The sequence below is a fragment of the Flavobacteriaceae bacterium genome (assembly GCA_003443635.1).
Taxonomy (GTDB): Bacteria; Bacteroidota; Bacteroidia; order Flavobacteriales; family Flavobacteriaceae; genus AU392.
In genome coordinates this window covers 2879247-2894938 of the sequence record CP031964.1, presented here as the reverse complement: position 1 = coordinate 2894938, position 15692 = coordinate 2879247, and the positions used below count along the sequence as shown (strand labels likewise).

General features: G+C 32.5%; 8 protein-coding genes. All 8 read right to left on the bottom strand.

Annotation, left to right across the window (positions count from 1 at the left end; translation table 11 throughout):
• Entirely contained in the window at nt 1-2694 is a 2694-nt protein-coding gene (locus tag D1817_13285; protein ID AXT20814.1) for a peptidase S9, read from the bottom strand.
• 112 nt (nt 2695-2806) lie between these two features.
• On the bottom strand, nt 2807-3835 hold the full coding sequence (locus D1817_13280) for a hypothetical protein (protein AXT20813.1): 1029 nt from the start codon (nt 3833-3835) through the stop codon (nt 2807-2809).
• A 309-nt stretch (nt 3836-4144) separates the two neighbouring features.
• The gene (locus tag D1817_13275) at nt 4145-5566 is read right to left on the bottom strand and encodes an amidohydrolase (GenBank protein AXT20812.1); all 1422 of its coding nucleotides are present in this window, start codon (nt 5564-5566) and stop codon (nt 4145-4147) included.
• Between the two features lie 161 nt (nt 5567-5727).
• Complete coding sequence (locus D1817_13270) at nt 5728-8871, bottom strand: PDZ domain-containing protein (GenBank protein ID AXT20811.1); 3144 nt, start codon at nt 8869-8871, stop codon at nt 5728-5730.
• A 116-nt stretch (nt 8872-8987) separates the two neighbouring features.
• Nucleotides 8988-12140, bottom strand: coding sequence for a glycosyl hydrolase (locus D1817_13265; protein AXT20810.1), 3153 nt, complete (start codon nt 12138-12140; stop codon nt 8988-8990).
• Between the two features lie 106 nt (nt 12141-12246).
• Nucleotides 12247-13452 (bottom strand): threonine aldolase, encoded by a 1206-nt coding sequence (locus D1817_13260; protein ID AXT20809.1) that lies wholly within the window; start codon nt 13450-13452, stop codon nt 12247-12249.
• A 10-nt stretch (nt 13453-13462) separates the two neighbouring features.
• The gene (locus D1817_13255; protein AXT20808.1) at nt 13463-14263 is read right to left on the bottom strand and encodes a M23 family peptidase; all 801 of its coding nucleotides are present in this window, start codon (nt 14261-14263) and stop codon (nt 13463-13465) included.
• Between the two features lie 106 nt (nt 14264-14369).
• Nucleotides 14370-15599, bottom strand: a complete 1230-nt coding sequence (lysA, locus tag D1817_13250) for a diaminopimelate decarboxylase (GenBank protein AXT21288.1) — start codon at nt 15597-15599, stop codon at nt 14370-14372.
• Nucleotides 15600-15692 lie beyond the last annotated feature (93 nt).

The window sequence follows — 15692 nt, the reverse complement described above, 5'->3', positions numbered from 1 at the left end:
TTATTCTTTAATCACTCGTATACCAATGTGTTTACTACTAATCATAGAGTCATCATAAGAATCGAAAAAATCATAAGCACTATAGCCATAAATTCCATTGTCAAAATACTCGGCAATGTTGCCACCGAGATCATAAATTTCAGCATTACCTATTTTAATAGGCTTGTTTTTACCTACCTTTTTAAAGAGTACAGTATTTAATCCATTTATTTTTTTAAGTAAATCTGGAACATCTTCTTTTATAATATCATAACCCGCCCAATAGTTTAATGTGTTTTCTTTTGAAGCAACAGATCGTGCTTTTTTGTGCAACACTTTACCTTCTTTGGAATTGGGTAAACGATAGTTATTTCCTGTAACTTTTGATAACCAAGTAATATATGCATTAGCATCAGAACGACTAACTTCAACAGGGTAATTATCTAATCCTGCATCATAATTAAAATCAGCTTTAAAAGCTTTAAACTGAGCATTAGTTACTTCAAAACGACCAATAGAAGTCGAATCTTTTTTTATGAGTACTGTTTCTGGAATTAAAACACCATTTTTTAATTCTCCAAAAAAACCTTTAGAACTTTTTACAGATTCTATTTTTAAAGCTTTATCTAAAGGGCTTCCTTTTTTAAAAGCCTCATTTTTAGTAGATGGCTTATTAAATAGATAGGTGTCTATCCAGGCAATTTCCTCTTTTATTTTTCGAAGCTGATGTGTTATTTTTCTTAAACCATGTGGCTGCCCAGGAAACCATAAAAAGCGCACAGGCGTTTTCCCAACTTGTTGTAAGCCCCTATAATATTCCCAGCCTTGATCGCGCGGTACTGCCCGATCTTCACTACCGTGAAAAATTATGGTAGGGGTTTTTATTTTTTCAATTTCAAATAGTGGTGATTTTAAAAGATATTTCTCATTATAAATTTTGCCATTCAAATCATCCCAAGGAGCTCCTCCAAAATAAGATTGATCAAAACTTACTCCAAAACGACAAGTTCCGAAATCTGAAGTCCAATTTACGTCACCAGCCCCAGGAGCAGCTACTTTAAACATTTCTGGATAACGAACCGTTAGCATTGTGGTTATAATAGCACCATTAGACCAGCCCATTGTTCCCATTTGTGATTTGTCAATTTTTCCTTCTTGATGAAGCACTTCTATTCCTTTAGTAATATCTTCTAATTCGGGTTCGTAATAATTACCTTTAATTATTTCCACATAAGACAGTCCGTGATTTGAAGATCCATGATAATTAGGTTTTAATACAAACATTCCTTTTTGAGATAATAAATTAGGGTATGAACTCCAACTTTCTCTAAAGACATCTCGATCTGCAGAAGCTGGACCACCATGTATTGAGAGCATCAATGGATAACGTTTTCCTTCTTCATAGTTTTCTGGGTAATATAAAATACCAGTCACATCTTCATTGTTATACCCTTTCCATATCATTATCTCACTTTTAGCAAGTGGCTTTTTACTTAGATTTTTATTTAATTTAACTAATTCTTGCTCATTGGAAAACTTATTTTCATTTAAATCGGCAATATAAAATTTAGGTAATTTAGATGCAGTTGAATAATTGTAAATTACCTTTGAATCATTGTCAGAAACAGTATATAAAAAAGTATGATCATTTTTTATATTTAAATCAATTTTAGACTTTGACCAACTATTACTGGTTTTTTTATAGTAAACTAATCGACGAGTCGCCCTATTCGCTAAAGAAGCAATCACATCATTACCTACAACAGTAAAACCACCTCCAAGGCCTAATTCCCACTTTAGGTTAACTTTTTTGTAAGTGTTACTGGCGATAGTATAATAATATAACTCACTTATTCCAGCTCCATTCCATTTAGGATCTGAAGCATAATCAGAAGCAAAATAAAACCCCTTACCATCTTTACTAAACTCAATACCACTAATAGGAAAATCTCTATCAGTAATAATTAGTTTTACTTCTCCAGACTCTAGATTTTTAATATAATAATAGGGGTCTTGTTGAGCATCAGATGCATAACTTCTACTACGTTGCATACCATAAAACAACCATTTCCCATTATTGGAAACTGCATAGCTCCACAAGGGTTTTTTGTTATCTGTTAGTCTTTTAATAGATTTATCTTTTAAGCTATAAGCATAAACATAATTTGGTTTCCAATGTAGAGAGTCTTCAACTACAATTACATTGTCTTTTTTGTCCTCAGCTTCTTTTTCATAAAGTGTTTTTCCGTTGTTAGATTGAAATAAGAGCGTATTAGTATTTTTCCACTTTAAGTTTGAAATTCCATTTTTAAATTCATTAACTTTTTGCGCTTCTCCTCCATAAATACTTAATTTCCATAGCTTATTGCCTTTGTCTCTAGAAGATAAAAAATAAATAAATTCTCCATCTTTTGAAAAAAGAGGACTATAATCATTATCCTCACCGTTTGTAAGCTGAACTGTTCTAAAAACACCATCTTTTTTGCGATTTAAACGTGTTAAATAAATATCAGATACAAAACGATCTTTAGATTTTACACCTTTGCGTTTGGTCCAAACTACCATAGAATTATCAGGAGAAATCGAAACAGATCCCATAGATTCCATATTTATAATATTTTCTGGAGTCCATTTATTTTGATCTTTATTCTCTTGAGCAAATAAAAAAGGAATAAAACTTAATAAAACAAAATTTAGAGATATCAATTTTTTCATGAAAGATGGTTTTTTGTAAATGCCTAATATACAAATTTTGAGACTTGTAAAAATAAAAACTGCTATATCAAATTATTTGATATAGCAGTTTAAAATATGAATAATTTATATTTTAATTACCGTATAAAGCTTTTCCAGCAGCTTCGTATTTATCACCTTTAACCCAGGTAGGAGTTTCTTTGTCATCAGCAATAGATCTCCCGGCTAAAACATAAGCTTGAAAAAACTTTAATAGATAATCATAATCTAAAGTATCGGCTTCATCTCCAGGTTGATGGTAATATTTTGTTACATCTCCAGAAAAAGACCTAAACCCTAATGAAAATGTTGGTGATGGAATTCCTTTTCTTGCAAAACTCACGTTATCACTTCTATCAAAAAGGCCTTGTTCTGGGGCAGGGTCATCAACTGCTGTAAGTCCAAATGCTGTTGCTGCATCTTTAATGTGCTGCTCGGCAGTAGTTCGCGGCAATCCAATAATAGTGGCAATAGATGTATCATTGTATCCTGCATTATCACTGTTAAAGCAATATACCATTTGATTTAATGGAAGTACAGGATTTTCAACATAATAACGACTTCCTAAAAGGCCTTTTTCTTCACCAGTAAAGAAAATAAATAGGGCAGAACGTTTTGTTGGGTATTTTGCTAAATTTTCAGCCATACTTAAAACGGTAGTACTCCCTACAGCATTATCACGAGCACCATTAAAAATAGAATCTCCAGGTACATTAGACGGGTGAGTACCTACATGATCATAATGTGCAGAATAAATAATATATTCATCTTTAAGTTCTGGATCTGTTCCTTCTACAATTCCAATTACATTTTGTGATTGTATAGTAACTGACGGTCTGTTACCTCTTGCTCTGGTTTTTAACGTAGCTTCCTGATAATAATTTCCTGTTTTAGGATTTGGTTTAACACCATAACTACGTAAAGTGTTTGCCAAATAAGCTGCTGCAATTTTTCCTTCTGGAGTGCCAGTCTCTCGACCTTTAAGAGCATCGTCAGCTAAAAAATAAATATGTCCTTTAATGGTGTTTTGATCTACAGTTTTAAGAACTTTCTTTTTATTAGATTGTGCGTTAATTGAAATAACACTTAATAATAAAAGAGATAAGAATGTAATATGTTTCATATGTTTAATCTTGTATATTTTTTGTGGAACGATAAAGATAAATCTTTTATGTAAATTAATATAGGATGCTTAACATTACTTTGGTAATTCATCAATATCATTGTTTTCATCATCTTCAATTTCACTTTTCATTTTTTTATAATTGATTATCAATCGAATTGCCAGCCTTGCAAAGAGAATAATAGCCATTACCATTATAACATTAAGTGTATTCATATCGTGCTATTTTAAATTCATCTTTGTTTTTAATCTCGTTAATAATTTTATTTGCGAGATATTTTAAGAGGATGTTTGTTGTGCTGAAAGTAATTAATTTAAACCTACTTGCCCTTTAACTGATTCAAATAATTTTTTAGAATCAAAACCAATACCATCTTTAAATACAGTTTCCATATTTCTGATATTTTTAATGTCTTTGTCCAAATCACCATTAATTAAAATTAAATCAGCTCTTTTTCCAGATTGTATGGTTCCAATTTCATTTTCTTTCTTTAAGAATATAGCGCCATTATAAGTACTTATTTTAATAGCATCAACAACACTAAATCCAGCTTCTACTAAAATTTCTACTGTACGTTGGTTAGAATATCCTGCTACAGTTCGCCCTGCACCAGTTGGATCTGTACCAGCTACTAAAATACCACCTTTATCATGAAAACGTTTGATCCAAGCTAAGTTTTTGTTAAACAAAGCCAAACTAGCACTATCTCTTCCTTGATTTCTTGTATGTGCCGCTTTTAGGCGCTCTTGTAATTGTGGGGCAACAGCATCAAAACCGCCACCAGGAACAATTTCACGATCGGTATAAGGTTCAAATACATTAGGTGTTGTGGTAATGGCTGTTTCGTTTTTTATTAATAAATCAATAAGTGCATTGATGCGCTCTCCGTCCACGGGTTCATTAGCTAAGCCTTTTCTAGCTTCAAACGGATCACAGATATTTTCTTCTTTATTAGTAGAAAAATCACTTGATGCCATAAAACCATGTTCTAAATTATCGATACCGATGTTAGATGCTTCTTCATAGGTTAATGAGCATAAATGTCCGGTAACTTTTAACCCTCTTTTATGTGCTTCTGTTACGGCAATTTTTAAATCTTCTTTAGTAATGTTATTATATACCTTAAATGAGGTCACACCTTTATCTGCCCAAAAATTAACAATTTTAGCAACTTCATCAGCATTACCAATAAAACCAAGTTCTGGCACACGAGGCCCTTCACGTTCAATAAATGGTCCAGTAACATCCATTTTTGGACCTGTCATTTTACCTTCAGAAATCCATTTTTTGACGTTGAGATCTGTTTGTGGTTGAATACTTCCTCCTGTTCGCATTGTAGTTACCCCGCCAGCTAAGTACAAACGTGGAAATGTAAAGGTCATTTGACCAACACTAAACCAGTTTTCAAAAGGTTTAGTATAAAATAAATGCTCATGAAGCATCACTAAACCAGGAATAATGGTTTTACCTGTACCATCAATTTTTCTTGCTCCTGATGGAATTGGAGCATTGACGGCATTTCCAGCATAACGTATAATTCCTTTATCTATAATAACTGTTTGGTTGGGTTTTGAGGCAACACCTGTACCGTCAATCACTGTTACATTTGTAATAGCTGTAATTTCTGAATCTACTGAAATAAAGCGTTTGACTGAGTTTTCAAAGTTTTGCGATTGAGTTTGAAAACAAGCTAATAAAGTAATTGATAGGAGATAAAAATGAATTCTCATAAGTTATTTTTTGTGGTATGTAAAGATAAATGAAACCTTAGATTATATAGTCTAGTTTGGATTTTATTTAAGGGTTATTTAATCTATCGAACCCCTCTGCCATTAGCCTTTAGTAGATTTTACCCTCTCTCTTATTCAAGAGAGGGATTTTTAAGAGTTAATTAATTTTTCAAGTTTTTCATAATCTCTTCAATTGCCTTATCGAGTTGTGGTTGCTTACCCATTAAACGATCTTTAAAAGTTTCTTTTATATAAATATCTGGAGTAACACCAGTTTTCTCTAAATTATCTCCACTTAAAGTATAGCAACCCCAAGATGGTAAACGATAAAATGAGCCATCTACCAAACCAGCTCCTGAAGTAAAAATAATCCAACGATAGGTTTCTGTACCAATTACCTTGCCTAGACCTAGTTCTTTAAATCCAGCAGAAGTTACTTCTGCATCACTAAGTGTTTGTTCATTTACCAGAATAATTATAGGTTTTGCACCAGGACCAAAATTAGGTTGAGGAGCTAATTTACCACCTCTATATTTCCATTTTGAATATGGTTTTTGAGATAAAAATTGTAAGACATCATCATGCACATTGCCACCAGTATTGTTTCGTAAATCTAAAATTAAAGCCTCTTTACTATAGGTTTCAGAAACCATTTCTTTCATAAAATTATTTAACTCACCAGCTCCCATGTTTTTCATGTGTACATAAGCAATTTTGTTGTTACTGTTAGCATCTGTGTAAGCTTGATTATTTGCTACCCATTCGTCATATAGTAATGTTCGTAATCTGCCAGAAGATATTGGGTGAATATTTACAACGATCGTTTCTCCACTACGTTTAAAGGTCAGTTGCATTTCACTATCAATAGAAGGTTCAGAGAAATAAAATTCACGATTTACTTTAGTGTTTATGGTTTTTCCATTTACAGCAATTAACTGATCGCCAATTTTTATATTTTTACCAGTAACATCAGCAGGGCTTTTAGCTACTATGTTGGAAACTATATAAGGATTATCTTTAGAAAATAAAATACCAGTTTCTAAAGTACGACTACCATAAAATTGAGCATCTTCTCTCCCAAATGTATTGAATCCAAAATGCGAAGTATTGAGCTCTCCAAGCATATCATTAAACAATAAACTTAGTTGCGAACGTTTAGTAATATAAGGCAAGAATGCAGCATATTTATCTCTTAATTTTTGCCAGTTTTGTCCATGGAAATTATCATCATAAAAGTTAGATTCAAATCCAGCCCACGCCTCATAAAACATCTGACTGAATTCATTAGTTAAGTTTTTACGAAATTTCACATCTATATTAAGTTTATTCAATTTATTAGAACCAAGATTTATAGAATGAATAGCACCATTCATTAGAATAAAATGCTTGTCTTTTACACTTTTAAATTGTCCTCCACCTACACGTTGTATACCTACTTTTTCAGTTTTATTACGCTCAAAAGGTTTAATAATTGTACGCCAAAGGTTGAAATTCCCTTCATCATGATTAGACCCATAATACACATATGTGGTTTCGTCTTTAGTAATGGTGTAAACACCAGCTTGCCTTCCAAATGCAGGACTGATACGTTGTAAACGATCCATTAACCCATTTTCGTTAATGATAACCGGCGTAGGTTCAGAAATTTCTTTTTTATCATCTTTCTTTTTACCCTTTTCTTTTTTGTCTTCTTCTTTAAAAAGTGCATTAAATTTATCAGAAGTAAAAGGTGCTTCATATTTATCTAAAGCCATACGATAAATCTGAACAGTAGATGTTCCTCTAGGGAAACTTGGTTCAGTTAGATTAGAAGCAAAATACACATATTTACCATCTGCCGACCAAACAGGATCTTGTTCATTAACACCAGTATTGGTAAGATTAGTAATCTTTTTTGAAGGAATATGATACACAAATACATCGCGTTCAAAATTTCGGAAAGCATTGTATAATAGATAATTGCCATCTGGTGAAAATTGCGCTGTTGTAGGTCGTAGTGCCCAAAATTCATCCGTAACCACAGTAGTACTTTTAAAAGTTTCAAGATCTAATAAACGCAATTCATCACGACCACTTACGTAAACCGCATTTTCCAACTTGGAATCTAATTTTAAATTGATATTGTTTTTAGGCTCGTTAGTGTGGCGTTTTTCAGAACCCGTTCCATCTGCTGAAATGGTATATAAATTAGGATAACCGTTTGCAGTTTGATTATATAGAAGCGTACGATTGTCTTTTAACCATTTTACTTCTAAAACACGTTCATTAGTAGTTGTATTTATTTTTTTAACGAACTTTCCTTTAATGTCTGAAACAAATAGTTCACCACGAGATACAAATGCAATCTTTTTGTTATCTGGTGAAACATCAAAATAACTAATATTGTCTTTAGCCTGAAAATCTTGCGATTTAGATAAGGTGTTATTCTTTAAAATAGTAATATCTAATTTTTTCGAACGTTTACTAGCGACATCGTATAGGAAAATTTGATAATCTTTAGTGAATACTATTTTTTGTCCATTGGCGCTGACCTGTGGTCTGCCAATTGAAGTTTTAAATGACGTTAACGCTGTTTTTTCATTGTTTGCTAAAGTATATAGATTGTACTCGTCATTAGCTTCGTCGGAAGCAAAGAATATAGCTCCATTACTATCAAAAGTAGCCCACATATCTTTTCCCTTGTATGTAGTATATTCTTTATACTGCTTTGTTTTTAGGTTATACGATTTGATATCTGGATTATAATCACCTTTGTATCGCTTACGATGCGTGAAGTTTTTGCTTTCCCAACTTTCGTTGAAGAATATTTCACCTGACGATGGATGTTCAACTACATTATGAACGTTATTGAAATAGTGTTCAAACAAACGTTTTGGTGTGCTGCCTGTAACTGATACTTCATAACCGCTATAACGGTTATAACGTGATGAAGTAAAATAGATGGTTTTAGAATCCCAAGACCAACTATCCACATCATCTGCAGCATCGTGGTAGGTGAGTTGTTTGATTTCTCCACCATTAATAGGCATGATATAAATATCTCTATTACCATATTGCGTGGCGCTAAAAGCAAGCCATTTTCCATCTGGTGAAATACGAGGTAGTGTTTCTTCACCTCGCATTGCTGTTAAACGTGAGGCTTCACCACCAGTAGATGGTATTTTCCATAAATCGCCATCATAACTAAATACAATAGTTTGCCCGTTAGGAGATAAAGTTGGGTCAATTTGAAAATAAGCGTCTTGAGCAATTAATACATTGCTAATGGATAATAAAAAAACTAAAAGTGTTGAATGACGTTTCATAAGGATTTATTTGTTTTTTGAATGATTTTCTGGAATTAAAAGTAAAGAATTTTATTATTTGTTTAATTGATCATTTTGAACTAAAAAATAAGATTCCTCGTCACATGAAATGACATTTAATTCTTATCCTCTAAAATAATAGCTGGTAAATCTAAATCTTTATATAGGCTATTGTAATCCAACATTTTAGAATTTATGATATCATCACGCTCGTCTTTAAAGGTTTTCCAATTCGCCATTAAATCATTTAAACGTTCTCTAGCACCTTGTGTGATTTTAGGGTCAGCTGTATCAATATATCCTTTTAAATTCATCAATTCTGCATTAAGTTGATTATGAAAGTTAATTACATCTTGAAATGTTTTTTGGTCTGGCTGGATGAGATTTTCCTCCCAAGTTTCAATACGTTCAATGAGTGCTTCTCCCATTTCTAAAAGCATTTCAGCATCAGTATTATCTTTTAATAATTTTGCATAACCTTGTAATTGTGATTTAGCCGAACGTATACTATTTACGGATTCATGGATATCGCGAATAGCATCTTCAATTGTATTCAACATACGTTGTTGTTCAGCAAAATCTGAAGTTGATGCTTTTACTTTAGGATTTGGTAAAATCATGACCTTAGTTTCCGATACGCCTTCTTCCAGAGTTAATCGCAACGTATATTCTCCTGGCGGTACACGCGACCCGTTATAATTTCCAAAAACAAATACATTATCTACTGCTGGTAAGGTTTCACGATTAAAATTCCAGGTAAAGCGATTATAACCTTGTTTGGATGGCAATACTTGAGGTCTTGGTGGACCACCTCCCCAAGTTTTGAAGCTTTTATCAGATTTATTGGTATATGTCCTAATTACTTTATTGTTTTCTAAAACTTCCAATTTGAGATCTAAAGTATCTGCGGTTTGCGGTAAGTAATAATCAAACGTCACACCTAATTTTGGATTTTGACCATTGCCATTAGCAGCTCTATCACTACTACCTCCAAAAATACGATAGGTATTTTTAGGTTGAAAAATCTCAAATTTAGTTTGATTGTCTTTAATATTCTGGATAGCACCTAAATCATCTAATATCCAAAAGGAACGTCCTGCTGTAGCAACGACCAAATCATTATCTTGAATCGTCAAGTCATTGATTGGAACTACAGGTAAGTTGAGTTGAAACGATTGCCAATTTTTACCATCATTAAAAGAAATAAATAACCCAGTTTCAGTACCTGCATAGAGCAAGCCTTTACGCTTAGGATCTTCACGAACCACACGAGCAAAGGTATGCTCGCCTTCAATACCTTTGACGATTTTTGCCCACGTTGCCCCATAATCTGTTGTTTTAAAAATATAAGGTGACAAATCCATCATTTTATAACGCATTACCGTAATATAAGCTGTAGCTGCATCGTGAGGTGAGATTTCAATGCTATTAATAATACCATCTGGAATTCCCGAAGGTGTAATATTGGTCCAATTGGCACCATCATCTTTGGTAATATGTACTAATCCGTCATCACTTCCCGCATATAAAACCCCTTGTTCGTGAGGTGATGCTACTAATGCCATAAGTGTATTATAATTTTCACCACCAGCAGCTTCATTGGTATAAGGACCGCCACCAAGCCCTTGCTTATCTTTTTCGTTTTTCGTTAAATCTGGACTAATGACTTTCCAAGTGATACCTTCATCTTCAGTTTTAAACACTACATTACCGGCGTGATATATTACTTTCCTGTTTTGCGGAGATGTGATAATTGGCGCATTCCAATTGTATCTGTATTTAAAATCCTTAGGCACATTACCTAAGGCTAATTCAGGGTATTGTTTAATCGCTTTTACTTCTTTTGAAATACGATTCCATTTACTAATATTCCCTTGATAAGTTCCACCATATACAATCTCTGGATTATTAGGATTAAAAGCTAAAAATGCGCTTTCACCTCCTGCAACAGGCTCCCAATCTTTCCAATCGATACCACCATCATTGGTACGACTTTTAATTTTAATCGTAGAATTATCTTGTTGCCCAGCATAAATGTTATATGGAACTAAGTTATCTGTAATAACGCGATAGAATTGAGCAGTTAACTGATTTTGCTGTGTGCTCCAACTTTTACCTCCATTATTAGAAATATTAGCACCACCATCATTAGAATTAATCATTTTAGTATTATCAAACGGGTGAATCCATAAATGATGATTATCGCCGTGAGGTGTTGATAGTGGAGTAAACGTCTTTCCTCCGTCAATGGATTTAGTCATTGGAGCATTAAGGACATATACACGGTTTTCATCCTGAGGGTCTGCAAAAATTTCCATATAATACCAAGACCTCGTAATATTGATGCGATCTGAATTAACTTGTATCCATTTTTTTCCTGCATCATCAGAACGATAGACGCCTCCTTTTTTACCTTCGGCTTCAATAACAGCATACACACGATCAGGATTAGCACGAGATACTGAAATACCTGATTTTCCAAAGGCTTTAGGAAGTCCTTCTTCTAGTTTTTTCCAAGTTATACCACCGTCATTGGATTTGTATAACCCAGAACCTTTACCGCCAGATTCAATCTTCCAAGGAAAACGTTGGTGTTGCCACATCGCTGCATATAAAATTAATGGATTTTTCATATCCATCGATAGGGAAGAAGCACCAGTTATATTGTTCACATATAAAACGCGTTCCCAAGTTGAACCGCCATCAATTGAACGATAAACACCACGCTCTTCTGTAGGGCCATATTGCGCCCCTTGTACAGATATAAAAATAATATTTGGATCTTTAGGATGAATGATCACATCTGATATATGTCGAGAGTTATCCAAACCTAAGTGTGTCCATGTTTTTCCTGCATCGGTAGATTTGTAAATGCCATCTCCCATTGAAGTCATTACACCTCGAGCAGGATGTTCACCCATACCTACGACTACAATGTTTGGATTACTTTCAGAAACTCCAATAGCACCAACTGTTCCAGTTTTAAAAAAACCGTCAGATATATTATTCCAGGTAATACCATCATCAACAGTTTTCCAAACACCTCCACCTGTTGAACCCATATAATAAGTCATTGGCTGCCCAATTACTCCTGAAGATGCAACGCTTCTGCCTCCTCTAAATGGACCAATATTTCTAAATTTTAAATTATGAAAACTAGTATCATTTACTATTGTTATAGGTGTTTCTTTTTTCTTTTTTCGTCGTTGTGCGTTAATGGTTATAGGCAGAATTAAAAGCCCAATAATAAATAATTGGATGGTTTTCATCTATATAGAATTAGTCGATTTTTACATTAAGATTAGGGGATAGTTGTAAAAATAGCAATTATAATTTATCTCAAGATGAAATATAAAACTAATTATAAAATAACAATTAAGCTGTGATTGCTTTTTTAAAAGCATTTACTATTGTATTATTTTTTTGCCGAGATAAACTTTCGTTAATAGAAAATTTAATCATCCTATTTGCATCAGCTCCTCTGAGCCCAATATTATAATTTTTTCTTAAGGTTCTTCTGAAGTTTTGAATATTAATTCTAGCACCTAAATTTAAGTTGAAAATGTTGGTGCCGTTCTCAATTTTTGAAATAGAAACTCCATCAATTTTATTTAATTCAGAAATTAATTGATCGGCTTTTTGAACTATTTTTTGCCAACGATCTTCAATTCCATTGAGATAGTGTAATGCCATAGCAGATGAATTCCAATTTTGATAGGTCGTCCCACCTAAAATTTTTATTTGATGCTTCATTTTATCAATCAACTTAGCATCACCACATAAAATAGCGCCTGTTGAAGCATTTAAATATTTATACAAAGAAATATAAACTGTATCAAAATGAGAAGCGTATTCTATAATTGAAACTCCTGTAAAAGCAGAAGCTAAATGTATTCTTGCACCATCTAAATGTAATTTATAACCTTTCTCTTTAGAATATTTTGAAATGGATTTTATGGTGTCCAAAGGTAAGGCAGTACCATCAGCTCGACGTACAGGGTGTTCAACTACTACAGTCCCTAAACCACTTTTAAAAACTTCTCCAGAATTATAATAATCAATTGTATCTTTTAAATCTGTAGCATCAAAAAATGATTTGCCTTTTCCTACTGGAACAAGTCTCTGATTATGTACAGATTGTGCTGCATCAGCTTCATCTCTAAAAACATGACTATTTTCTGGAACGATCACTTTAGTATTATTTTCGTTTAATAATTTAATAGCTAGTTGATTTGCCATTGTACCTGTAGGTACGAAAATAGCTTTTTCTTTTCCTGTTATTTTTGCAAATGCATTTTCTAACTCTGAAATTGTTCCTCCATTACCATAAACATCCTGTTCTATTTTAGATATGCTATTTATATTAGATAGTTTTTGAATACGTTCTTTGGGAGATAACATAAGGCCATCACTAATAAAATTCACAAAAGTATTATCACTTTCTCTTTTGAAATCTAAGTTTTCTTCTTTTTTAGAAAGAGTATTACCTAAGACAATTGAAGGAGCCATTAAAGGGATGCTACTTAAGCCAAATAATTTTAAAAAATCTCTTCGTTTAGTATTGTTTTTAGAATTTTTCATAGCCTTAAAATTAATGACGCTTATATCGTTTATTTTTTTTTAGAATCTTTTTAGCATAACCTTCAAAATAAATAGGAATAGCAATATTTTGTTCTTTACGAACAACAAAATGCAAATGAGGTTTTGTGCTAAATCCAGTAAAGCCAGATAAGCCTATAGGCTGCCCTTTTTTTACATAATCCCCAGGTTTTACAAATACACTTTTATAATCTAAATGTACATATGCTGCTATAGTTCCATCATCGTGAATAATAGTAACGAGATTTGCTTTGTCAATAAAATCACGACCTCCATGTTCTTTATATTCATCTTTAATTCTAACAACAATACCTTCTCGAGCTGCTGTTATAGTGTCTCCAATTTGTAAATTAAAATCAATAGCATATTTGGATCTTGTGGAGCTATGACTAAATTTGCCTTTAAAAGATTGAATAATACTATATGTTTTCCCTTTAGGATAAGGCAAAGCATATAAGTATTTATTGTTATGTTTTATAGTATTAGGATCCCCAAGGACTAAATCAAATTTTAAGTAATCTGTGACAGTTATTTTGGAGGTGTCTTTAATTATGGTGTTGGGAATACTTAAAATTTTGTAGATTGTATCTCTCTTTTCTAATATAAAATAAGGTTTTATTTTTATTCTAGCTTTTAAAGTTTCAACTGGAGTTATATTTGCTTCTATTGGCGCGTAGAGATAATTTATAATATTAATATGCGTAGAATCTTTTTCAACTACTTTTTTAAAAGCTACTTCTTGACTATAAGAATTGAAACAAATTATAATAAAAAGTAAGGTGATTTTTTTCATAATTAATGATTCTTTTGATAAAGATGCATTTTTTTATACTCAGTTACAAAAAAACGCCTGCATTTAGCAGACGTTTTTAATATATATAGCCGGTTTTTAAAATTATTTAAGCTAAATCCTTTTCTTTTTTAGTGACATCAATAATAATTTGATTTTTAAGGATGTCATCAAACGTTTCACGTTCTCTAATTAAATGAGCTTGATTATTATACCATAACACTTCTGCAGGGCGGTAACGAGAATTGTAATTACTTGCCATTGTAAAACAATAAGCACCTGCGTTTTTGAAAGCTAAAATATCACCTTCAGTAATTTCGTTAATACGCCTATTGTTTGCAAACGTATCTGTTTCACATATATAACCTACCACAGAATAAAAGCGCTCTTTGCCATTTGGATTGGAAATGTTTTCTATTTCATGCTGTGACCCATATAACATCGGACGAATTAAATGATTGAACCCAGAATCTACCTGAGCAAATACTGTTGAGGTAGTTTGTTTTATAGCATTTGCTTTAGTTAAAAAATACCCAGACTCACTTACTAAAAATTTCCCTGGTTCGAAACCTAAGGCTAACTCACGACCGTAATTTTTACAAAATGTTTTAAAACGAGCTGTAAGACGTTGCCCAAACTCTTCAATATTAGTTTCTATATCACCTTCTTTATAAGGTACTTTAAAACCTGACCCAAAATCTAAAAACTCTAAATCTTTAAAATGCTTTGCTGTGTCAAATAAAATTTCACTGGCATATAGAAACACATCAATATCTAAAATATCACTACCAGTATGCATATGTACACCATTAATAGTCATTCCTGTATTTTCTACAATACGAAGAATATGTGGGATTTGATGAATTGAAATTCCAAATTTAGAATCGATATGCCCTACAGAAATATTAGTATTACCACCAGCCATAACATGTGGGTTAATACGAATACATACAGGAACGTTTGGATGTTTACTGCCAAATTGTTCTAAAATAGAAAGATTATCTATATTTATTTGAACACCTAATTTTGCAGCTTCTTCAATTTCTTCTAAGGATACACCATTTGGAGTGTAAATTATTTTACTAGCATCATAACCAGCGGTGAGCCCTAATTGAACTTCTTGTATAGATACAGTATCTAAACCAGCTCCTAGAGATTTCATTAACTTTAAGACAGAAATATTAGAAAGTGCTTTTACTGCGTAATTTATTTTTAGCTGTTTAACTTTATTAAATGCAGAGGTTAAGCGTTTATATTGCGCTTCGATTTTATGTGCATCATACACATAAATTGGACTTCCATGAGCTTTTGTAATGTTTAATAAAACCTCGTTGTTCATAATATTCATTTTAATTTATATGCTTCTTATTTTGTAATGAATTCTTAGTATTTCAGTCTAAAAATAAGAGTTTGTAAAACTATAAAGATTTAA

Bases quoted from the DNA above. Each gene is read 5' to 3' on its own strand.
- D1817_13260 (AXT20809.1), bottom strand. From the start codon at position 13,452: ATGAAAAATTCTAAAAACAATACTAAACGAAGAGATTTTTTAAAATTA.
- D1817_13280 (AXT20813.1), bottom strand. From the start codon at position 3,835: ATGAAACATATTACATTCTTATCTCTTTTATTATTAAGTGTTATTTCA.
- D1817_13285 (AXT20814.1), bottom strand. From the start codon at position 2,694: ATGAAAAAATTGATATCTCTAAATTTTGTTTTATTAAGTTTTATTCCT.
- D1817_13265 (AXT20810.1), bottom strand. From the start codon at position 12,140: ATGAAAACCATCCAATTATTTATTATTGGGCTTTTAATTCTGCCTATA.
- lysA (AXT21288.1), bottom strand. From the start codon at position 15,599: ATGAACAACGAGGTTTTATTAAACATTACAAAAGCTCATGGAAGTCCA.
- D1817_13275 (AXT20812.1), bottom strand. From the start codon at position 5,566: ATGAGAATTCATTTTTATCTCCTATCAATTACTTTATTAGCTTGTTTT.
- D1817_13255 (AXT20808.1), bottom strand. From the start codon at position 14,263: ATGAAAAAAATCACCTTACTTTTTATTATAATTTGTTTCAATTCTTAT.
- D1817_13270 (AXT20811.1), bottom strand. From the start codon at position 8,871: ATGAAACGTCATTCAACACTTTTAGTTTTTTTATTATCCATTAGCAAT.